Source organism: Paenibacillus sp. J22P90, from assembly GCF_059692195.1.
On record NZ_JCAUAY010000020.1, the window covers coordinates 1 to 22,803 of the forward strand.

A 22,803-nucleotide genomic window follows, 5' to 3' on the forward strand; every position below is an offset into this window, starting at 1 on the left:
GTGACGAAGGAATGAGAGGGCTTAGACCCGTTGAGATATGGGAGCGAAAATCGTTAAGGGCCATGTGGAGAAAGCGTGCAGCAGATGGTATAAATTGGGTGATGTTACCCCCACCTCTGTTCCCGTATGCCTTCTAACGATTAGGCCCTATCAACTCAACTCTCTTTCCTTCATCGTCCGATATCAAAGAGAATGAAATCCTGCGAATACACGAGCTTACGTGAGAAAATCAAATCATACCGAGGGAGCTTAGCGCCAACTAAGTTACATTCTTGAATAACTGCCCAGATTAGCGTTTGTACCAGGGAATAATTCGAATAAATACATGGTTTCACAAGGAGAGTCACAAGTAGGAGAGTTAGAATTGAATTTCAATCTCTTAGAGAAAAGGATTTTTCAGTAATTCAGACGCCGACATGGCGCGAACTTCTTTATCTAATTCCGCACTGTCAATCACCAATTGTTCTATAAATGGATTTTGAATCATTGTCTCAATGGAATCATAGTCTAGTTCTTGCAGCACAATTGTGAACTTCCCTTTCCCAGGAAGAAAAATTTGGCATATAGAATTCTCTTTGTTCATGGTTGACATCTGTATCATTAAATCTTCCATCGATCTAACTTCTTTCATAAGAATCACCACCTATTGTAAGATCTTGTTTAATGGTTACCAGATTCCATATTTCGTAATCAGTATTGCAAGACATCTTACGGATTTACTCCTGCCGCGAATGGACGAGTTCCCACGGGAACAGTAGCAATCACCGTATTGGTTAATCCATCTATGACGGAAACGTTATTATCGTTCTGATTAGTTACATAAATACGATTAGTTATTGAATTGACCCCTACTCCAGTTGGATTATCCCCGACAGGAATCGTAGTAATTACCATGTTCGTTACACCGTTAATCACGGAAACATTATCAGTGTCTCGATTTGCCACGTAAATAGCATTAGTAGTTGGATTAACTCCCACCTCTCCTGGAGTAGTCCCGACCGGAATGGAAGCAATTACTGTATTGTTTAATCCATCAATCACAGAAACCGTATTGCTAGTGAAATTTGTTACATAAATAAGATTAGTGGCTGGATTAACTGCTATTCTGAATGGATTAACTTGGACTGGAATATTAGTGATCAATGTATTGGTTATTCCATCTATTACAGAAACGGTATCAGAATTAAAATTGGCTACATAAATACGATTAGTTAATGGGTTGGCGCCTACCCCTGTTGATAAATTGAGCCCAGGGATTATTATGGTTGCAAACACCGTATTGGTCAATCCACTAATCACGGTAACATCTTCAGTTAAGTCCAATGAATTAAAATTTGCCGTATAAATGGCATTGGTTGCTATATTAACCCCAACATCCCCTGATTCATCCCCGACTGGCACGGTAGCTATCACCGTATTAGTTACACCATCGATTACAGAAACGTTATCACTCCCCCTATTTGCTACATAAATACGATTGGTTAATGGATTGACGTCAACACCCGCTGGATTAATCCCAACTGGAATGGTAGCAATTACCGTATTGGTTACTCCATCAATTACAGAAACATTGTTACTATTAAAATTTGCTATATAAATGAAGTTGGCTGATATGGATCCAGCAGGTCCCGCTGGTCCTGTTGCTCCAGTTTCACCTGTTGCCCCCGTTGCTCCAGTTTCACCTGTTGCCCCCGTTGCTCCTGTTTCCCCCGTTGCTCCTGTTTCCCCCGTTGCTCCTGTTTCACCTGTTGCCCCCGTTGCTCCTGTTTCACCTGTTGCCCCCGTTGCTCCTGTTTCACCTGTTACCCCCGTTGCTCCTGTTTCACCTGTTGCTCCTGTTTCACCTGTTGCTCCTGCTGCCCCCGCTGCTCCGGTTGCTCCGGTTGGCCCTACTGCTCCTGCCCCTGCTGGTCCTGTGGCTCCTGTTGGTCCCGGTGGACCACCTGCTGGGCCTGTAACTCCTGTTGCTCCTGTTGCTCCTGTCTCTCCTGTTGCTCCCGTTTCTCCGGTTGCTCCGGTTGGCCCTACTGCTCCTGCCCCTGCTGGTCCTGTGGCTCCTGTTGGTCCCGGTGGACCACCTGCTGGGCCTGTAACTCCTGTTGCTCCTGTTGCACCTGTTGCTCCCGTTTCTCCTGTTGCTCCTGTTGCTCCCGTTTCTCCTGTTGCTCCCGCTGCTCCTGTTGCTCCTGTTTCACCTGTTGCTCCTGTTGCTCCTGTTGCCCCCGTTTCACCTGTTGCTCCAATTTCACCTGTCGGTCCGCATCTCCCATGATGACAATGATGGTTGTCATCATCATGAAATTCGACTTCAATTTTATTTCCGTTGTACAGTTTTATTTTCACTTCCTTAACTTTCTTCCATTCGATTCTTTCCAGAAATTCCTTGAGTTCCTTTTCTCTTTCATCCCTGTCTTCGACTTTATCCAAAGATAACTCGCATTTATCCCCATTAAAGTATTTAATTTCTATTTCTTTTATTTGTTCGATATCTACAGACTCAATAGTATTCATGACTCTTTTATATTTTCTCATAAAGCGTGTACCTCCTTTATACTTAATAGAACTTAAGTGTTTCTCCTCGCATACAGTAGCCTATTATTTACTTTCTGCTATTTTATTTACTATTATATGGCTGCTATTATATTTTGATTGGACAAACCAACACGATTTCACACTCCTATAAATAAAAAAGCAAGCCGGAAGGCTTGCCTATTCTTACTATTAATGATGTTACTTACACATGTCAGTGTGGTTGCTCTTTCCATAAAATAATAATGAAACTATCCCGTTCAGGAAAAGTCCACCCATCCACAAGAAGCCTTGTTCAGGTCTTTATTTGGGCTAAAGATCCTTGTTAGCTTAAACTCTTGTTTTAATATTTTCATTTAACTCAACATCTTCCAGTAAATTGATAGCAAGATATTACGGACAGTAGTGCCACTTGTATTGAAATTTTCTTTGTTCCTCAATAAATTGGAATGTGATTTACGTCATATACGAATTTATATAAGCGGCGCCAATAAAACCATCAGCTATTATTACAATATAAGTTGCCATTAACCTGCCCGTTACTTGAGTAAAGGCTACCAATCATGAATCATGCCGGCAGCCTTTTTAGAAAGTTTACGTCAATAAATAAGATCTTCTCTAATTTGAATCCCATGAAGCATGCAAAAATCTCTGTACTTTTCGAGTACTGTATAAATATCATCTTGTCCAACGATTTGATTGTTTTCATCAAAATACTGAAGTGAACCACCTAGTATAAATAGAGTCACCACTTCTTCGTCTTCTGTTATCAGCTTGTGGATGTCACCAGGTGGTTCAAATACAAACGTGCCCGGTGTAGCCACCCATTCCCGCCCTTCATATCGCCATTTACCTTGAAGGTTATAACCAATTACAGTTCCACCCGTATGCCTATGTTTGCCCAAAACCTGATTGCTCTTGATTTGAAAAGGTAAATCCAAGTCCCTGTGTTAAGATCAAAACGCAAAGGCTTGAAATGGCAAGAAAGATTCTCTGTGAACGGAACCCAAGGTAGTTCTTCAATGTTAACTATTTTTTCTGGAAGCTGAAATTTTTCAGCTAGTTGTATAACAGATTCGTTAATAAGCTCGTTCATCTAGAGGCACCTTCATTCTTAATTAGTTAGCCTTATTAAATTTCGTAAGATGTCCATCCATATCCTTTATTTTGAAAATGGGTTTACCCAGTTCTACTAACAATACCATCCCCTCTAGCATTTAAGGCACCACCCAAAATGGAAAGCACGCTTGACATCACTTCCGTTGCATTATATACTTCCCTTGTGGAAAGTTAGCTTTCCATAAGGAGGGTAAACGCATTGAACAACCGTTTAGAAGAGATCCGCAAGCATCGTGGAATTAAACAAGAAGAATTGGCAGCGGCCCTTGAAGTGTCAAGACAAACGATCGGTTCGCTAGAAAACGGACGCTATAACCCATCAATCCTTTTAGCGTTCAAGATTGCTCGTTTTTTCGGGATGAGTATCGAAGAAATCTTTATTTATGAGGAGGATGAGCATGTATGAATAAAATTATTTCATATTATTTTCTTACCGTTGTAGGCATAATACTACTTGCAGGTGGTGTGTACTTCATTAAAACGATTGAAGATCCACAAGGTATACTGCGAGCGTTGCCTTATATCTGTGTTGGGCTTGGCTGTGGTTTGTTCGGTCACGGTATTGGAGAAATAATCCTTCGACATGCTATGAAAAGGGCTCCCGCCGCAGCAAAACAGCTAGAGATTGACAGGAAAGATGAGCGTAATTTAGCAATCGCTAATCAGGCAAAAGCGAAAGCATATGACATGATGGTTTTTGTACTTGGAGCCTTAATTACAGCAATTGCCTTGATGGATATAGATATAATCGTGGTATTCCTATTGGCTTTTGCCTATCTGTTTATCCTTGGATATTGCAGTTATTACCGTTTCAAGTACTATAAAGAGATGTAATCAAATTTATGTAAAAAAGCAGATCATCGCCTTATAAGACAATGATCCGCTTTTTTCCTTATTTACCTGCTTGTTTTTGCTGTTGCACCAAGAGGTCGTAAACGTCTTTTATGGAGACTGCATTCGTTTTATTTTGCTTATACCAGTTGTTGTAGAATTCGTCTACCTTGTCGCCCCCTGCTTTTTTCCATGTATCTTGAATGTTCGTAATCACACTGTCTGCGGAATAGTTGCCTGTCACGACGGATTTTTTCAACTCATCGTCAAAGTTCACACTCGAGATAATTGTATTTAGCTCAGAAGGCAAGGATGGTAAGCTGAGATCGATCACGGAGCCCGGCATCGGGTTGCTTGGGTTCAGGTAGATTTTCCGCGCCGCTTCAATGACTTTCTTATAATCCGTTTGCGTCGCGTTATTGGCATCAAGCAAATCTAATACCGGATCACACTTCATCATCGACTCTTCGCTGACAAGAATGGAGTAATCGGCATTCCAGCTGCGTTCTGCCGTATTCTTCGCAGCATCCGTTGGAACTGGGCAGCCATTCGCATTCGGCTTATAGTGCTCGCCTTCAACTCCCCAGCGAAGCGTTTTCACCGTTTTCTCCGTGTTCAAGAAGTCGATGTATTGAATAACAGCTTTCGGATCTTTCGCCTTCGCATTCACAACACCAGCCATCGTAAACGGCGTATTGATTGCTGGGCTGAATTGGCCGCTCGGTGTGCTTGGCAGCGCAATCGGGATCACTTGTGCATTCGGGTCATTCTTTCTCAGCGATTCAAATACTGCCTGCGCCTCGCTGCGCTGTGTCATATAAAATCCTAACTTACCGTTAATAAAATCGCGTTTCGCTTTATCACCGTTCTGGTCGGTCAAGAAATCCTTATCCACGAGGCCCATATCGAATATTTGCTTCTTAAAGGCTGTTGCAGCTTGCATGTTTTTCCATGAGACGGAGAAAGCATTGTTCTGATCCTGATAGTTCGTGTTATACGGTACACCAAACATATAATCAGCAACTTTCCAATTCAAAAACCCGCCAAGCGCCAAACCGTACGTATCTTTCTTGCCGTTTCCATCCGGATCTTGTTCGACGAAAGCTTTCGCTATTTTCAGCATATCCTCTGATGTCTTCGGCACTTCCAAGTTCAACTTCTTCAGCCAATCTGTCCGCACCCACAGCATCCAGTTGATATCACCTTGGCGTACGGCACCGATGTCGTACAATTTTCCATCAGCACGGGTACCGAGCTTTTTCAATACCGGATATTTCTCCAACTGCTGCTTATAGACAGTACTGTATTTATCAATAATATCGTTTAACGGCAGCAATTGCTTGCTTTCATACCAAGTTGAACGGTCAGGCGCATTATAGTCCACGATAATATCTGGAGCACTTGCCGATGCGAACAATACGTTTAATTTATCAATCGTTTTGTCCCGCGGAACAGGTACAATTTGAAGATCCACAGGGCCATTTTTGTTCATATAGTCAACCCAACGATTTTTCTCAAAGTTACCTTCTTCCGCAGGAATTTTCGCTCGATCATAGACGGTGACCGATACTTTTCCCTTTGCCGCTGAAGCTGTTGAAGTAACGCCATCCTTGGATGCTGTCGTTTTCTCCTCTTTCGCACAGCCTGTCAGAACCATCCCAATTGCAGCTGTCGTGACCAAACTTGCATACACCCATATCTTTTTGTTTTTCATACGAACCCTCCTGAAATTAATGTGGTTTAAATCCATGTGATTTAGCCTTTTATCGAACCGACCATAATCCCTTTGACAAAATATTTTTGTAAAAACGGATACAGAATCAGCATAGGGACAATCATAATGAAAATACTAGAAGCCCGAATCGCTTCCGGGGTGACCATTTGCACCTGATCAGGCTGCACTTGGTCCATTTGGCGTGAGAAACTGTTCGTTACCATCTCTTGAACGATAACAGCCATATTCTTCTTATCACTAGAATTGATATAGAGAAGAACATTCAAGAACGAATTCCAATGTCCGACGGCATAAAATAAGGTGAGTGCTGCCAGAACCGGCATCGACAACGGCAGGATGATTTGAAGCAGAAGCCTGGCTTCGCTCGCGCCATCAATTCTCGCCGCTTCTTCAATTTCTTCGGGAAGCGTTTCGAAAAATGTTTTTAAGACCAGCATGTTGTATACGCTGACAAGCGCGGGCAGCCAAAGCGCCCAGTACGTATTGATCAGTCCTAGATTTTTCACCAACAAGTAGTTGGGAATTAATCCTGCGTTAAACAACATCGTAAACAGGATCAGCATGGTATAGAACCGCCGGCCTTTGAATGCTTTCTTGGCAAGCGGATAAGCGGCCAAAATGGTAAAGCCCATATTTAAACAAGTACCAAAGACCGTAATTACAATGCTGTTCCAGAACGCTTTACCAATGTTAGATCCCTCAATCACGAGTCGGTAATTATCGAAATTAAACCCGACCGGCCACAACCCCACTTTGCCCGAGACGACTGCTTGTTCTGAGCTCAATGACACGGCCAATAAATAGATTAAGGGGAGTATGCAGATAAAGCCGACAATGCCCATCACGATATAATTGACGGAGTAAAAGATCCGCTCCCCAGATGACTGTTTCATGCGATCCCCCCGTTCACCATAATCCGTGATTAAACTTACGTGCGATCGTATTTGCCGATAACACCAAGATCAGTCCGACGAGAGATTGGAAGAATCCAAGCGCTGTCGTCAAGCTATATTTCGCTTGGCCCAAGCCGATGGCATAGCTCCAAGTGCTGATAACGTCCGCAATATCCCGAACGCTCGCATTGCCTAATACATAGATCGCGTCAAATCCGACATCCATCACATGTTCCAGTGATAAAATCATCATGAGAACAATGACCGGCATGATACCGGGAAGTGTAATGTGCCAAATCTGTTTCCACTTATTCGCACCGTCCAGAGAAGCAGACTCATACAAACTTGTGTCGATGCTGCTCAAGGCTGCCAAATAAATGATGGAACCGTATCCCGCTTCCTTCCAAACATGTGAGCCTAGAAATACAGCTAGCCATGACCCTTCATTGTACAAGAATGCATACTTATGCCCCGTAAATCGCTCCAAAAGATGATTCACGATGCCATGCTCTTGCGCCATCAGCAGGACAACAAATGAACCGACGATCACCCAATTCAGAAAATGAGGTAAATACAGGAACGTTTGTATCGTTCGTTTGAATAGCTGCGCTTTCATTTCATTCAGCAGTATGGCAATAATAATCGGAAAAGGAAATCCAACGACCACTGTCAGTAAGCTGATCATAAGCGTATTACGAACGACTTTCAGCATATCTGGATTTTTGAAAAGCAGCTGAAAATTATCCATGCCTACCCAACGACTGTGCATAATGCCATCGTGCAAATTGTAATCTTTGAAAGCCAGCACCAGTCCACCCATCGGCACGTATTTAAAAACCACAAAGTATACCAATGCCGGTAAAAACAATAGGAATAACCATCGATCCTGATGCCTTCTTCTCTTCACCTTTTGTATGCCAGACGACTGTACTGCCGGCATCGCCTGTTTCACGTAGTCCATCCAATCCTCCCCTTGTTCACATTCTGTGCGTTGCCTGTTGTAACTCTATTTAAACGGCCACGCCCACCTGAAGACAAGAGTCCATTTTCATGCTTTAGACACGATATTCTTGTTCGAAAAATGGAGACGGAATTTTGATTATGATCTGGAATTTTGTATATGAAAAAAGGCTCAAAAGGCTCTCCCACTCCTACGGAATCGCCCTTTGAACCTTGTTCACGTCCATAACTGCCTCCTGATACTCTCTACTCGTCTTTCCCAAACTTACGATAATCACCAGGGGTGATCTGTTCAATCTTTTTAAACATACGGATGAAGGATAATGTATTGTCATAGCCAACTTGTTTGGCAATCTCTTGAATGGAATCATTAGACACCTTCAAGAGAACTTTGGCTTGCTCGATCCGTAATCCCGACAAATACTCGGTAAACTTAATGCCAATCTCATCTTTGAACAGTTGGCTGACATACTTCGTACTGAGATTAAAATGCTCACTCAAGAGATTGAGCGATAAATCGGAATTGCCATAATTAGTGTCAATATACGCCTTAATACGAGGTGCCGTAGAATGTTCGTTGCGTCGATCTCGCAACTCCTTCAGTTGATCGTCAGTCCGCTCGAGCCAATTGTAATACCGATTCATCGTCTCTTCGACCGTCTCTAGCTGACCAATTTCTGCTTGAAGCTGAGGAAAAGCCGTCTCTTCCCAGAATTCCCGGTATTCAGGCAGCATTTCCTGAAATGCCGCATTCCATTGGTAGTTCATGTAATCCATCATCATCCGTAGCTCTTGTCGGGACATGGGATCCTGCTTCATGGACTCCGCCAGACGGCGGAACATCGGCTTCCATTCTGCATGGCCTTGCTTAAATTGAGCCGCAATGATACGAATCTCGTGGTAGTGACTGTAGGCCGCCTGGCTGTTTGCTCTCACATCACTGGACGAAATGACCTGATTTGCACCTAGCACTAATTTGTAATCGAGCGCATGCATAGCCTCTTCATAGGATAACGAAACTTCGCTCACATCCGTAACGTCACTGCCAATCCCAATGGAGACCGTAAATTTTAAATGATTACGAATCCATGCGTTAAGTTCTCCAGCAATTATTGGAGCAGATTTCGTTCCTTCCTGAGTATCGGGCAGTACTTGTAACGCCGCTCCTAGGCGCGTGGCATCCATCCACTCCATCCAAATCCGGCAACCATGCTTGTCCGCGATTTCTTGCAGCGCATTTTGAACGACAAACTTAAGTAAAACTTGATCTCGATAATCATATAACTTCGTAAACTCAGCGTATCCATCAATGCCGATAGCTAGTGCATTCCAGCAGTCATACACTTCCGGACCTTCGAGCCGACCCGCTTCCAGCCTCCAGTCTTCGTCAGAGAACATCCGATTACCAGTCAACAGGTCATGAATGAAACGCTGGCGGCGATACGCCATCCCTTGCTCTTGCTGTTGTTGATATTCAATCGATTGCTCAATTAAACTCGTAATCGCCTTATCTAAAAGCTGCAATTCATCCTGGTCTTCGGCATCTTGAAATAATTTACTTTTAGACGAGGAAGAGCTCTCCAGCTTGTCCATGATCGCCTTTATCGGCTTATAATTGCGCCTTGTCACAAACACGATCCATAATATACCTAACAGAATCGCTAGAAGAATGATGCCCAACCAAATGATCGGGATCGTGGCAAACAATTTAAATGTACCGCCGTCCTGCAATCCGCTCTCAATCTGCCACCCCGAATAATTCGATACCAACGTTGTTAGCGTGGTCGTGTGCCCGAACTCACTTTCTTCAACAACTTTATTCCCCTGTTGGTCTTGAATATCCACGTAACTAAATTTAGAAGCCGACATGTCTCGTACCAAATTGGCTATGGCTCGTATATCGATGTTCACAACGACGAACCCTTTCTCGCCAGTCAGCAGCGGAACTCCCCTGACTAACGAAACAACGGAATTGGTAGGTGCATCATCGGATGACTTGAATGAACGGACCGGAATCCAACCTGGTGGGATGCCATCCTGCAGCAACTTGCGAATAAACGTATATTCCGTTAAATTGCTTGCCTGAAGCAGCGAATCCTTCATCAATACAGACTGATCCGTTGCCCGATATAAATACAAAGAGTCTATTTCAGGGATGAGTGATGTCAATTCTCCTATTTTTTTAGAAGGAATGAATTGTGATTTATACCGATCTTCCGGTGTGTTATAGAAAAATAAGTTAGCGCTTTCATCATTGTTGAACGCATTGACAACGAGCTGCTCCACTTTCTTCAACGTAAAATCAACCGTACTCATGACTTGTTCGGTAAACACGCGATTAGCCTGCTTAGCTTGGTTCGAAGAAATAGTATTCACCATATAAAAGAATACAAAAGACAGTACGAAAGTAACCAATATCAATACAGGTATATAGGAAAGCAGCAAGCGATTAAACCATCTTTTCGTCATTATTTCGATCCCCTATGTCCGTATTCTCAGTTCCATCATCATGTGAAAACGCCCGTTACGTTCACTGATGATACTCTATTCTCTAGGAAGTTGTCCATCCCCAAACATGGTTCTACGCTCCCAATGACAAAAAAACCCCCAGCAACAGGCTGAGGGTACTTCAAATGACAGTCAACATTCATTTGTTCAGAAGCAGTCTTTCCATGACATTTCGCAGGTCCATCGTATACACATGCCGCCTTCCTTCATGGATAGAATCGAACGAAATATGAGTACCTGCCCGATTCCAACGCGGGTGCAAATCGCAACGGATGTCGCCATCAATGTCTGGTAAAGAGTAATAAGAGCCTAGCGTCTTTCCGCATTTATTCTCCAAAAAGTATAAGTACAAATGCCGATAGCCGTCCGCATCCGGATAGCTGTCATAGAGCATGAACTGCCGATCTGGCGAGTAACTGCAGTGGCCGTCCTTTAAAAAGAATGCCGTATCGATCAGTTCAGCCTCATGCGTCAAATCTCTTAACACATATAGTTGATCGCCTGCATGGCCGATTTCCGCTCCGCGTGAATGAAAAACAATGTGTTCCCGGTCACGCCAATGATAATGAGACGCATAGGAATAATCGGACAAGAGGAATAGGTCTGAACCATCACAGTTGACCGTTAGGATAGCCGTTTCCCACATCTCGCCGGGCTCAGGAAAATATCGGACAAGGAAAACGAGACGAGAGCCATCCGTATTAAACGTGATATGGTTAATCAACAGCTTCTTGTCTTGACCCCGAAAGCGAATTTTCGTGAAGTCCCAAATTTGTTGTAGTGACACGATCAATCTGGATTCGCCCGTTGTCAATTCGATTAGAAAAATTCCGTCATCTTCAGAATGACGAACTTCTTTATACAGGTCCTCTCTCCCCGCATATCCATATCCAGGCCGAAAATCAAACATACGGTCAAAATTGATGCTTACGGCATACCGGCCTGTGGGATCGACATTTGCCACGGGGAGATCCAGTTGCCGGGAGGATCCTGAATGAATGTTTTGCACAACGCCTCTATAGGTTTCGCCATCCCACGTATTGTAGATAATCTCTTCTTCCGGAAAGGCAGGGTTCCACTGCAGCATGCTCCCCTGCTGAAAATTCCATGCGGTTGTTTCCGCAATCGGATGAAAGGAATGGTTGTTCATATCGATGTATCCGACAGTTGCCATATCTGACTGGTGAGGAAGGCGATCCATGAAATTTACTTTATGGCATAAATGATATCGGTCGCTTTGGCTCCAAGCAGGTGTGTCGTAATAACCAAAAAAATAATGGGCATCTCCCTGGGTTAGCCGTTCTGCTTTTACTAGCTCGTTCTTGATATTAAGCATGAGCTGCTCTCCTCCATCCGTGTTTATCTTTCTATCCGCTTGTCACTCTTGATCGTTTTTTCCCAGTCAACCCTAGCCAAGTAAACATTGGATTTACCACCTCTGTCGGAGGAGAAAAGAATATGCTGGTCATCTCGGGTAAAGATTGGATGCGGATGGGACATCTGGCTGCGCCAGGAAGTGCCGTGTGCACAAAGAAGACCGACTTCGATGGAATCTCCTTCATATTTCAACAAGGACATATAGTTCCCCTTATCCTCCATGGCTTCGCGAATAGGCGCACGATCGCCGACGCCTATCGTTTCGCTGTAGTTCATCTGTACATGGGAGGGTCGTGTGTAAGGGTAATAATATCTTCTCTCGTTCGAGCCATCTACGTTGATAAAAATATCGCCATGCAACAAAAACTCATCCCCGATCTTCTCTCTAGATGAATATTGGGCACCAATCCTGCCGCTCGCGGTAAAAAATTCATGTCCGATCCGCTCCAAATTCACCTTCTGATCCACTAGCGGGTACACCTTGTCATGGTCGATACGCGCCGTCCACATTCGCTGAACCTGCAGCCATGGACCTTCATGGCAAAATACAATGATATTCGAGTCCACCGGGCTAATGTTTACATGGGAAATATATTGACCTTCTCCCCATACCACATAGGGAGCTCTTCTTTCGATATCATAACGGATGACCACACTCGTTGGTCTGCGAAAGTGTTTTTCCCTGTGCGTTGAATACGTACCGCCAGTTTCCGTGCAGAGTTCCATATGTTCCACATACGAAAAAGCTAGGAATTTCCCTGCGTTATCAATAGATAGATCACTGGGCTTAAAGCCGATTGGAATTTGCATGAGCTCTTCCGTTTCCAGATTATCAAGGCGAACCCGCATCAGCGTTCGGTCGGCAAAATAGTAAACGATATGTTGCCAAGCATCGAGTACGGAACTGAAAGGGCTAACCCCCTCACGATCGGTAATTTGCACCATTTGACCGTCCTTAAACCGCAATGTGTACAATTGCATCGAACCCGTGCGGTTTGAAGCCAGAAGAACATAATTATTGTCAGAATCAATCAATGTTTTGGTGAAATAGGGATGATACGTATCGCCTGAATCGTCGGTGAGCTGTGTCACCTCGGCACCAGTCAACTCATCTTTCTTGGTGGTTATCGTTGAGTAATAAACATCGCCTTTCATATCCTTCCACTCCTCATCATGTATTCTGCAATCTATAAAGTTGATAACATCTGGTTCATAGCCTCTGCTTCGATTCCGGCTAACAGGACGATACCTATGCCATGCGGGTCATTCGTGACCGCCTTCAGATCATATTTGTAATAATCAGGTGAATAGGAATATTTGGAGCCACAGCACACACCATGGACCGAGCCATTGCCCTCAAAGGCATGGCTGATCAATCCGCTCCACGCCTTACGTACCGCATTTGCATAAACCCGTGGCCGATCCAGCCAGCCGAATCGAACCCCTCTGGCAAAAGCATATATAAACATCGATGTGCAGGACGTTTCCTCGAACGATCCTTCATCTGTTAATACTTGATGCCATAAACCATTTTCCCCTTGACGAGCAAGTAACCCTTCGGAGAAATCTCGGAAAAAGCTAAGCAGATCTCCTCTGTTCAGATGATCCTCCGGCATCATTTCTAGCAGCTCCGATAAAGAAAAGATAACCCAGCCATTTCCTCGTCCCCAAGGTATCTGATTAGCCATGTTAAATTTGAAATCATAGACGTGAGACATCAGTTTTTTGTCGGGGAGATACAAGTATTTCTTAAAAAGAAGAAACTGTCTGGCAGCTTCATCAAGCCATTTACGTTCACCTGTCAGCTTGTAGTATCGAATCAGGAATGGGGTACTCATGTATAAGTCGTCTGCCCATAACGTATTTTCCATGTAATAACCTTTGGATTCCCGATAAAATGCACCGTCCTCCTGTCTTTCTTGTCTGTTTGCCATATATTCGGCAATGATATGCGCCAACCTGACAAAACCCTCATCCTGTGCCTCTTGATTGGCCTCCAGCATGGCACTGCCGATCGAACCGCAATCGTCCAACATCTTCATATCAACCAGTTTCGTGTTAATTGCGGGATACCCATACTGTTCACGGTCCCACAGAGCGTAGCTGTACATGGTCGTACACGCTTTCAGATGTTGAAGGACGTATCGGACAATATCGGATCTCTCCAGCCTTCTGCCCGTTCGGAGAAGGCCGTACAAGGTCACACCAATGGGATAGTTCCATCTTGCGTAACGAGCATTGTTCAGGTAAGGTCTGATCCAAACACCTGGTCTATCTATCCGCCAGTAGGTGTGGTTGCCAGCATCGACTTCAAACACATGGAACATCGTTTGCAGCTGATCAGGAACAATGTCCTCAGAGCGCTCCATCGGTCCTAAGTACAACCAACATTCATCCGTCCCTTTCACGGGATATGGCTGATTGAATGAATACGCCTCATCTTCGGCGAACACTTCCAATGAAAAACCCCAATCCCTCTCCCCGCAAGCCGACTCAACTAACCATTGATGTTCCCCGTAGGCGAGATGGACCTCAACCTCAAATGGCCCTTCCGTCTCCGATATGGCAACTAGTTCGCCGTTAACCCAGATGCGGAGCTCACCTGTTGACCATCCTTTCAGGGTGAATCGATTCCGGCCAGGGAGGTCGGATTTCCCTTTCGACCAAGCATATGCCACCTTATTTGGCTGAATCCCGAATATTCTAGCGCAGTTCATCAGCGACGCCTGATCCGCCGTCCACGCTTGTGAAGGAAACCACCGAACAGAGGATTCCGACTCAGCTCCTCTTACATCAGGAAAGGCTGTTTCTCCAAACCTTTCATATTCTTGCGGCTCCGAATAAAGCCAACCGCCACAGTCATATCGTTCATGGAACGGGTTCATAAAGTCCAACGGAGTCGAATGGCTGCGGTTCGAGCCGAATATACAACCGAATCCAGAAGCTACATTGCGGAAAACAAGTAGGAACGCATTCCAACCTTTTTGTAACTGCACCTCAACAATCTTGCGTGTCTCTACATTTACCTCTTCGGCAACACCAGATTTATAAAGCAACTTGCCATTTAGCAGCAGCTTGGTCGGACCATAACAATTGACTGCAGTCTCGACAGACCTGACGTTGTCGCTCCAAAGCATGCCTAGCGCAAAAGCATACTGGCCAAAAGTAGCATCTGGATGCTTCTCGTGCATATTAAAATCGAATCTGCCATCCTGCAGCTGTGGGATGGAAAGCCTGCTAAAGCATCGAAATACGAACGGATGCGGGGGATTGTTCGCTATATAGGCGCCTGCTATCGTCTCAAGGATCGTGTCCGTGTTCTGATCTGCCAGCTTATATTTCATGCCGGCTTCCATATCAAAATATCGAGCCATTTTATCTCCTCCTTTCGCCTTTAAATATAGGTTCCGTGCTTGATATCAGTCTATATTCATTTGTTCAGATACAAAATAAACGTCCTTCGAACTGGGTATTTCCCAGTTCGAAGGACGTTTCGTTACTCGCTTATTTCGTTCCACTTCCTGCAGCAGGAATTTCTTGCATCCGTTCGCGGTACTGACCGGGAGTCTCCCCCTCTACCTTGCGGAAAGAACGGATAAAATTCGTCGAATTCGTATATTTCAACTTTTCGGAAATGTCTGAGATTTTCATATTCGTTTCCGTGAGCATCTTCTTGGCTATTGTCAGCCGGTATTGTAACAAATAGTCCCCAAAATTAACGCCAGCCTCTTGGCGAAACACTTTACTGACATAATGGGGGTGGTATTCGATCCGATCAGCACATAGTTCTAGCGTCAAATCGGTATCGTATTCTTCGTGAATGATTTGGATGACAGCTTCCGAGATTTTGCGGAATTGATGACTGCGTCTTTCCTCCAGCAGCAGTAATACCGGACCTACAACGACTTCCTTAAACCAAGCCTCGACCTCGTCCGTCGTTCTCAACTTGAACAGGGTTTCCACAATCGATTCATCATCTTTCATTAGCGTGCGAATCGAGATTCCTTGATCCTGAAGCAGACTACCCAGTTCGGACAAAAAACGAATAAGGGAAAACTGGTAATCGTGGAAGTGAAACGGCTGAACAAGCAGTTCACGAACCATTTGATGCAAAAGAAGGGTCGCTTGTTCCAAGTCAGAAGCATTAACCGCCTGCCTGAGTTCATCCGAAATCTTGACGGGATACGAAGTCTCCGCAGGGGAATCCGCAAAAATATCATGTATGGAAATAATCGCCTCGTGACCGAGCTTAACGCGGTATCTGAGGGCATCAATGGCTTCTTTATAAGCTTTAGGTACCTTCGTCCATTCCTCAAATGCATAACTTAATCCGACGCTAACCGAAATATTTAAATACGTGCGAACCGCGCGCTGAATCTCTTCTGCCAACTTATACAGATTCTCTTCCCAGTTCGGATCGTTAAGATCAGTCCCCAGAATTGTCAATTGAGATTCGTTTAGCACGATCGGATTTAGCAGCGAATGTTGTGGAGCAAGCTCCCCCGCAATATTGTTTACGGCGAACAACAGCAGGTCTAGATCCTGATCCTGATATCGGCTTCCTTCCAATGTATCGATTTCAATAGCCATTACATATAGGCTTCGCCAACTCTGCGGATATTGAAGGACGGACAACTTCTCCTTTATTTCCCTCGGCCCAACCTCTCCAAAGAAGAGCTTTTGCACAAAAAATTGATTCAATTGTGCCACCTGTCCCTGGATTTGACCGGACATTTCCTGTTGTCGGTCCAACAATGAAAGAAAACGTGTACCAATCTGCTGCAATTCATCCTCGCGTTTACTATTATGGAGCGGTTGGCGTACATCCTGGCCAATGACGGTCGCATAAAGCTTGCGTATTGGACTATAAAATCGATTAGAGCCCATCACCGAAAATGCAAGAACAAGGAGAATAATGATGAAGCAAATCCACATAATGAACTGCCCAATTGATTTCGATTCCTGAGTGATGATATCGATCGAAACGGCCGAGACATAGATCCATCCGGTGAAGCTAGAACGAATAAAAGTAACTGCATAATCCTGCTTGCCATATCGAACATTGACTTTACCCATATTGCCATCAAACTGCTTCAGTTGACTGGCAATTTCCGTTTCACTGAGAAAGGCCTGTGTGAAGCTTTCGTCCTGATAACCAAGCAATTTCATGTCACTATCCATCATAAATACGCTTCCAAGCGGACTTGTGTCTAGCAGCAGCTTACGCAGGTGTGAGAAGGGTATCTCTGCCATGATGATAATATCAGGGTCTGGATCGTAAGCCGGCTTCTTGCTGATCATGCGAATGCCATTTTTATTAGATTCCCATACTGTCTTCTGCGGAATTTCCAACGTTGATTGAATACCCTCTTGATTAAAAGGATAAATCCCCTTATTGCCGATTTTCCAATTTCCGTGCATGTTATAGAATTCGATATCGCTAACACCTAGCTCAAATACTTGCAATTGACGAATACTGCCGGTCAGCTGCTCAAATTCATTAAAATATTTGCCCTCAAGCGGTAACGAGAGCACACTCTCCACAAACGGGGAATGTAGCATCGTTGTGGCGGATGCCTCCACCGTCTTTAGGTTCTGCTCGATGCGTGATTGGCTTAGCTTTAATATTTGTAGATTGCCTTCCTCTACATAGTTTTGAATCGTACCCGATGTACGAAAATAAGAGAAAAATCCCAATACCAGCAGAGGTAAGACACCAAGTGCAAACCCGAATAACGCTAATTTGTTTAAGTATGTAAACCCTCGAGCCTTCATGAATATACCTCCGCTGGTTCGTAAATGGAAAAAGACGGAAGGGGTCTCCTCCATCTTTTCCTATGCTGATTATTTACCGCCTTGTTTTTTGTAATCTTCAGTAAATTCTTTAATAATTTGATCACCACCGGCTTTGCGCCACTGATCGAGTGCTTTTTTGTACCCTTCCTCGTCGATTTCACCCATAATGAATTTAATCTGCGCGTCACGGCTAATTTTATCTAATTCGGGGCCTTTTTCGGTTTTGGTTTTGGAATCCAGAGGTGTCGTTATATCGTAAATAGCAATTTTCGCATTATCAGCCACTAGCTTTTTCCCTTTTATGACTAATGGGTCCGTTGATTTAATCGGTAATTCATTACTTGGATTTGCGACTCCAAATGCAAGATATTGGGCATCTGCCTTTCTTTCCTCGGCACGGGGATTAGCAGGTTCAACGAATCCGTCCACGATCTTGTAATCGATATCTTTAATGCCTTTTCCCGTCAATGTTAACATCTCGGGAGTCGACATTTTGTCGTAGAACGTTAGAATTTTCTTCAACTCCGCTTCCGTTTTGATGCTGCTCTTGGAAAACACCATGGCTCCATTGTACCCTGAAGTAGCCGATACCCTCAATCCTTGTGGACCTGTCACGCCTTGAATCAAATCGAATTCAGCTTTCGGATTCAGCTTTACCGCGTCTTTCTGAATAGACGGAGCATCGGATTCTACGGCGATCATGATACCCGCTTTCCCTTGTGCCATCATATCCCGGCGTTGCTGGGTATTGATGATAGCAAAGTCGGGATTCATTAATTTTTCGGCATACAGTTTCTTGTAAAATTTGAGGCCTTCCAAATATTCTGGCGTCAGGAAGTTGGGAACCACTTGACCGTTTTGCATACCAAAATTCATCGGAGCTCCATGATAAACCGCAATGTTGCGCACCAGAGCATTTAACCCGTCTTCCACTAATCCGACCGTATCCTTCTTGCCGTTCCCGTCTGGATCATTTTCTGTAAATGCCTTTGACACTTTATACAAGTCATCTAACGTCTTGGGCATTGGTAGTCCCAACTTATCCAGCCAGTCCTTACGAATCGTAATCACGTGGCGAGCAGCGTCTCTGTGACGGGGAAGCATGTAGTATTTTCCGTCAATCGCAATTCCTTTTAACACCTCAGGATCCATCTGTTTGCTCAAATTCGGATAGTCCTTTAGATAAGGACCGACTTCCCAGAAGGCACCCGACCTAGCTGCATTGATGATATTAGCGGATTTCGTTTCATTCGTGAACATGACTTGTGGAAGCGTTCCAGAAGCCATTGTGGCATTCAGTTTCTCTTTATAGGCCGTCTCTGGTACCCACGTGATGTTTAGCTTCGTATTCGTAAGCTTTTCCAGTTCTTTTTGCACGTCACTTGTTTCTTTCGGTGCTACGCCAGCCAACGTGCTCATAATTTCGATTGTCGTAGGCGTAGTGTCCTTCGGTTTTTCCGTTTGTTGTGCAGATGCTGTGGACTGATTCGTCGATTGCTTTTCATTGGAACAAGCCGTCGTCATCAGTAAACCAACCACGCTAACCGCCACTAGTGCTTTTGTTCCTGCGTTCTTGTTCAAATCCATGTGATCAAGACCTCCGCTATATATGATTTGATGGTACTATATTTAAATGGGTTCGTGAAGTAGTTAACCTTTGATTGAACCCACAAAAACACCTTTCGCGAAATGCTTCTGTAAAAAAGGATACACGCACAGGATCGGAAGCGTAGCCACCGTAATGACAGCCATTTTAACCGTTTCTGGCGGCAAATGAATTCCCCCGTCTTGGTCACCACCATCGTCCAACCGGCCTTCGGATAACAAGACAAACGAGCGAAGCAGTACTTGAATCGGCCATTTGTCGGAATCTCGGATATAGAGAATGGCAGACAAGAACGTATTCCAATGTCCAACTGCGTAGAACAGTCCGAATGTCGCCAGCGCCGGCAGCGAGAGCGGAAGAATGATGCGCACAAGGATACTGAGATCATTAGCACCGTCGATTTTGGCCGATTCTTCAATTCCATCCGGCATCTGTTGGAAAAAGTTTTTGATAATGATGAGATTAAAGGTACTTATCGCACTCGGAATAATGAGTGCCCACATGGAATCCAGCAGTCCCAAGGCTTTTACGATCAGAAACGTAGGAATCAAGCCTCCGCTAAAAAGGAGCGTGAAGATCACCATCATCATAATAGGCTTACGCCCGATCAAATCTCTTCTGGAAAGCGGATAGGCCATTAGGCAGGTCATGATTAGATTGACAATAGTTCCACCCACTGTAATCAGTACAGTGACTAGCAGACTCTTCAGGATACGATCCGTAGAGAATATTAATCGATAGGCATCCAGCGTGAAATCCGTTGGAAACAGCACGAAATCTTTCGTAAGCGTTTCCGTCGGGCTGGCAAATGATGAACTTATAATGTGTATAAAGGGAAGCACTGTACAAAGCGCAAACAGGATCAGAATTGTATAATTGATATAGTCAAACAAGCGCGAGCTCCAACTTCGATCGTGAATCATGGCTTTCACCCTTCCTTAGAATATGCCTTCTTCTCCGAATTTTTTGGATAACCGATTGGCGAGTACGACCAGGATAAGGCCAACCACTGATTTAAAGACACCTACTGCCGTCGAATAACTATACAATCCGTTCAGGATACCGGCTGTGTAGACGTATGTGTCAAATATTTCTGCTACTTCCCGGTTGAGGGAGTTAAGAAGTAAATAGACGTGCTCGAAACCGAGCTCAAGAATATTTCCAAGTTGCAAAATAAACAGAATCATAATGGTGCTCCGGATCGACGGCAGCGTGATATGCCACATTTGCCGCAACCGGTTAGCACCGTCTATACGGGCTGCTTCGTATAAATACGTATCCACGCCGGCCAATGCAGCCAGATAGATGATCGTTCCCCATCCTGTGTCGCGCCATATATTTTGCAGGATATACATAGGAATAAATTTATCGGGGTCCATCATAAACGTGAATGGTTCGAAACCGAGTGAAACAATCCATTTCTGAAATATGCCGTCTTGCGACTCAAACAGTACTTTGAACATGCCAATAATGATCACCCAGGACATGAAGTGAGGGATGTAGATCAGTGTTTGTATCCATTTCTTGAACCTTTCTCTCCTCAGTTCATTGAGCATAAGCGCTACAATAATTGGCGTCGGAAAGACAAACATCAGATTAACAAGAGACAAGATCAGCGTGTTTTTCAGTATTGTGAAAAAAGTAGGTTCAGTGAACAAACGGATATAGTGTTTTAAGCCTACCCACTTACTTCCAAACATTCCCTGAAATGGTGAGTAATCCTGAAACCCGATCACAATTCCCCACATGGGACCGTATTTGAATAATAAGAAATATACAATGCCGGGCAACAGCATTAGATACAGCCACCGATCCTTAAGTAGCTTCCCTGTCAGGCGATTTAACCTTCTCTTTCTCACTCGTGCGTCAGCCTGTTTATGTGCTGAATAATCGACTGCAGCCATTATGTCGTTCACTCCTTCTGTCTAATGAATCATGTCCGCCGCACCACACCTTCAGATGCTCTGCTACGGTTTTTATTCTAATGAGCCTAGGAAATATCCGTCTATATTCATTTGTTCAGAAAGGGTTATCATCCTATATATCGTGTGTAACTAACCCTTTTTGATCATTTGATCGACTGGTCGATCATGAATGATTGTTAATAAAAAAGTCCCGATGACTGTACTAGCTCATTGGGACTTTCTCAATTTATTAAGATTGCTATTAACACTCTGCACGTGTCATTTCGTTCGTAAACACGACTTTGTATTGTTCCGGTGTCATCTTCTGCGCCGATTCAGGAGCATAGTGATATTGCAGCGCACGCCTGCGCTTGTTCGACATATTAGGCGGTGTTCCGTGATGGAGCAGAGTCAAAGAGTTATTTCAATCTATAGAGGAGCGTCCGGTTGAAACGCTAGGCGTGTTGATTGATTACCGCAAGTAATCCTTTTTTTGCATAAACAAAAAAAGCCTTATATCAAGGCTTTCAGAGTTGTAACTTATAAAGTTAATTACGCGCCCTGAGAGATTCGAACTCCCGACCTTTTGATTCGTAGTCAAATACTCTATCCAGCTGAGCTAAGGGCGCATCTCTGTTGTTAAAAAATGCCGAAGACCAGACTTGAACTGGTACGGTAGTCACCTACCGCAGGATTTTAAGTCCTGTGCGTCTGCCGATTCCGCCACTCCGGCTTGTATTAAAAGGCGCTACCCAGATTCGAACTGGGGGTAAAGCTTTTGCAGAGCTCTGCCTTACCACTTGGCTATAGCGCCGAAATCTTTGTTTCCACCATTAAAATGGCGGAGCTGACGGGATTCGAACCCGCGGTCTCCTGCGTGACAGGCAGGCATGTTAGGCCACTACACCACAGCTCCATGCTACAAAAAAATCACCTTAAAAATGGTGCCGTCGAGAGGACTTGAACCCCCAACCTACTGATTACAAGTCAGTTGCTCTACCAGTTGAGCTACAACGGCTTATTATTTTAAGGTGAAGTGATGGTGGAGGCTGACGGGATCGAACCGCCGACCCTCTGCTTGTAAGGCAGATGCTCTCCCAGCTGAGCTAAGCCTCCATGGGGGTAAAAAATGGTGACCCGTAGGGGACTCGAACCCCTGTTACCTCCGTGAAAGGGAGGTGTCTTAACCACTTGACCAACGGGCCTAGAAAGAATGGCTCCCCGAACAGGACTCGAACCTGTGACAACTCGATTAACAGTCGAGTGCTCTACCAACTGAGCTATCAGGGAATAATGGTGGAGCCAAGCGGGATCGAACCGCTGACCTCCTGCTTGCAAGGCAGGCGCTCTCCCAGCTGAGCTATGGCCCCAGACAAAAAAAATACCCAATGCAGAGAGACTTTTAGCTTCACTAAAAGATCCCTATATTAGGTCTGCTTGGCAACGTTCTACTCTCCCAGAACCCTGCGGTTCAAGTACCATCGACGCTGGAGGGCTTAACGGTCGTGTTCGAGATGGGAACGCGTGGGTCCCCTCCGCCATCAT

Annotated in this window: 16 protein-coding genes, 9 tRNA genes and 1 rRNA gene; 2 read left to right on the forward strand and 24 right to left on the reverse strand. The window is 44.5% G+C overall.

The genetic code is table 11. The annotated features are described in order from the left end of the window. Positions 1–379 precede the first annotated feature (379 nt). The 3 genes from AC58UX_RS32050 to AC58UX_RS32060 all read right to left on the reverse strand — a co-directional run bounded on the left by AC58UX_RS32050 (position 380) and on the right by AC58UX_RS32060 (position 3,470). Positions 380–631 (reverse strand): hypothetical protein, encoded by a 252-nt coding sequence (locus AC58UX_RS32050; protein WP_497260090.1) that lies wholly within the window; start codon positions 629–631, stop codon positions 380–382. A gap of 77 nt (positions 632–708) precedes the next feature. Continuing rightward, entirely contained in the window at positions 709–2,532 is a 1,824-nt protein-coding gene (locus tag AC58UX_RS32055) for a YncE family protein (protein ID WP_497260091.1), read from the reverse strand. A 596-nt stretch (positions 2,533–3,128) separates the two neighbouring features. Then, positions 3,129–3,470: a 2,4'-dihydroxyacetophenone dioxygenase family protein gene (locus tag AC58UX_RS32060; protein ID WP_497260092.1), complete on the reverse strand. Its 342-nt coding sequence runs from the start codon at positions 3,468–3,470 to the stop codon at positions 3,129–3,131. 377 nt (positions 3,471–3,847) lie between these two features. Here AC58UX_RS32060 and AC58UX_RS32065 point away from each other — a divergent pair, with 377 nt between their 5' ends. Together AC58UX_RS32065 and AC58UX_RS32070 are read left to right on the forward strand one after the other, a co-directional pair. Continuing rightward, a complete protein-coding gene (locus AC58UX_RS32065) occupies positions 3,848–4,054 on the forward strand; it encodes a helix-turn-helix transcriptional regulator (protein ID WP_497260093.1) in 207 nt (68 codons plus the stop codon). Next, entirely contained in the window at positions 4,051–4,482 is a 432-nt protein-coding gene (locus AC58UX_RS32070; RefSeq protein ID WP_497260094.1) for a hypothetical protein, read from the forward strand. The genes AC58UX_RS32065 and AC58UX_RS32070 overlap by 4 nt, the downstream gene beginning before the upstream one ends. 58 nt (positions 4,483–4,540) lie before the next feature. On the opposite strand, the gene AC58UX_RS32075 is transcribed toward AC58UX_RS32070, so the two are convergent. The 21 genes from AC58UX_RS32075 to rrf form a co-directional block, all read right to left on the reverse strand. Next, entirely contained in the window at positions 4,541–6,193 is a 1,653-nt protein-coding gene (locus AC58UX_RS32075; RefSeq protein WP_497260095.1) for a type 2 periplasmic-binding domain-containing protein, read from the reverse strand. Positions 6,194–6,234: 41 nt separating this feature from the next. Continuing rightward, entirely contained in the window at positions 6,235–7,107 is an 873-nt protein-coding gene (locus tag AC58UX_RS32080; protein WP_497260096.1) for a carbohydrate ABC transporter permease, read from the reverse strand. A 13-nt stretch (positions 7,108–7,120) separates the two neighbouring features. Continuing rightward, positions 7,121–8,068: an ABC transporter permease gene (locus AC58UX_RS32085; protein WP_497260097.1), complete on the reverse strand. Its 948-nt coding sequence runs from the start codon at positions 8,066–8,068 to the stop codon at positions 7,121–7,123. Positions 8,069–8,313: 245 nt separating this feature from the next. Next, on the reverse strand, positions 8,314–10,536 hold the full coding sequence (locus AC58UX_RS32090) for a helix-turn-helix domain-containing protein (RefSeq protein WP_497260098.1): 2,223 nt from the start codon (positions 10,534–10,536) through the stop codon (positions 8,314–8,316). Positions 10,537–10,714: 178 nt separating this feature from the next. After that, positions 10,715–11,911, reverse strand: a complete 1,197-nt coding sequence (locus tag AC58UX_RS32095; protein WP_497260099.1) for a TolB-like translocation protein — start codon at positions 11,909–11,911, stop codon at positions 10,715–10,717. Positions 11,912–11,934: 23 nt separating this feature from the next. Next, positions 11,935–13,107 carry an oligogalacturonate lyase family protein gene (locus AC58UX_RS32100; protein WP_497260100.1) on the reverse strand — a complete coding sequence of 391 codons (1,173 nt, stop codon included), beginning with the start codon at positions 13,105–13,107 and terminating at the stop codon, positions 11,935–11,937. Positions 13,108–13,139: 32 nt separating this feature from the next. Beyond that, a complete protein-coding gene (locus AC58UX_RS32105) occupies positions 13,140–15,326 on the reverse strand; it encodes a glycoside hydrolase family 88/105 protein (protein WP_497260101.1) in 2,187 nt (728 codons plus the stop codon). 130 nt (positions 15,327–15,456) lie between these two features. After that, the gene (locus AC58UX_RS32110) at positions 15,457–17,727 is read right to left on the reverse strand and encodes a helix-turn-helix domain-containing protein (protein WP_497260102.1); all 2,271 of its coding nucleotides are present in this window, start codon (positions 17,725–17,727) and stop codon (positions 15,457–15,459) included. A 69-nt stretch (positions 17,728–17,796) separates the two neighbouring features. After that, a complete protein-coding gene (locus AC58UX_RS32115) occupies positions 17,797–19,335 on the reverse strand; it encodes an extracellular solute-binding protein (RefSeq protein WP_497260103.1) in 1,539 nt (512 codons plus the stop codon). A gap of 63 nt (positions 19,336–19,398) precedes the next feature. After that, positions 19,399–20,286, reverse strand: a complete 888-nt coding sequence (locus tag AC58UX_RS32120; RefSeq protein WP_497260104.1) for a carbohydrate ABC transporter permease — start codon at positions 20,284–20,286, stop codon at positions 19,399–19,401. Between the two features lie 6 nt (positions 20,287–20,292). Next, positions 20,293–21,258 carry an ABC transporter permease gene (locus AC58UX_RS32125; RefSeq protein WP_497260105.1) on the reverse strand — a complete coding sequence of 322 codons (966 nt, stop codon included), beginning with the start codon at positions 21,256–21,258 and terminating at the stop codon, positions 20,293–20,295. Positions 21,259–21,813: 555 nt separating this feature from the next. After that, a tRNA-Arg gene (locus AC58UX_RS32130) sits at positions 21,814–21,887 on the reverse strand. 18 nt (positions 21,888–21,905) lie between these two features. Further along, positions 21,906–21,991: transfer RNA gene (locus AC58UX_RS32135), tRNA-Leu, on the reverse strand. Between the two features lie 10 nt (positions 21,992–22,001). Beyond that, a tRNA-Cys gene (locus tag AC58UX_RS32140) sits at positions 22,002–22,072 on the reverse strand. Between the two features lie 25 nt (positions 22,073–22,097). Then, a tRNA-Asp gene (locus tag AC58UX_RS32145) sits at positions 22,098–22,174 on the reverse strand. 26 nt (positions 22,175–22,200) lie between these two features. Next, a tRNA-Thr gene (locus AC58UX_RS32150) sits at positions 22,201–22,276 on the reverse strand. 22 nt (positions 22,277–22,298) lie between these two features. Further along, positions 22,299–22,374, reverse strand: a tRNA-Val gene (locus tag AC58UX_RS32155). Between the two features lie 14 nt (positions 22,375–22,388). Then, positions 22,389–22,463: transfer RNA gene (locus tag AC58UX_RS32160), tRNA-Glu, on the reverse strand. Positions 22,464–22,472: 9 nt separating this feature from the next. Continuing rightward, a tRNA-Asn gene (locus AC58UX_RS32165) sits at positions 22,473–22,548 on the reverse strand. A gap of 4 nt (positions 22,549–22,552) precedes the next feature. Next, positions 22,553–22,628: transfer RNA gene (locus tag AC58UX_RS32170), tRNA-Ala, on the reverse strand. Positions 22,629–22,693: 65 nt separating this feature from the next. After that, a 5S ribosomal RNA gene (gene rrf / locus AC58UX_RS32175) occupies positions 22,694–22,803 on the reverse strand; the annotation flags it as partial.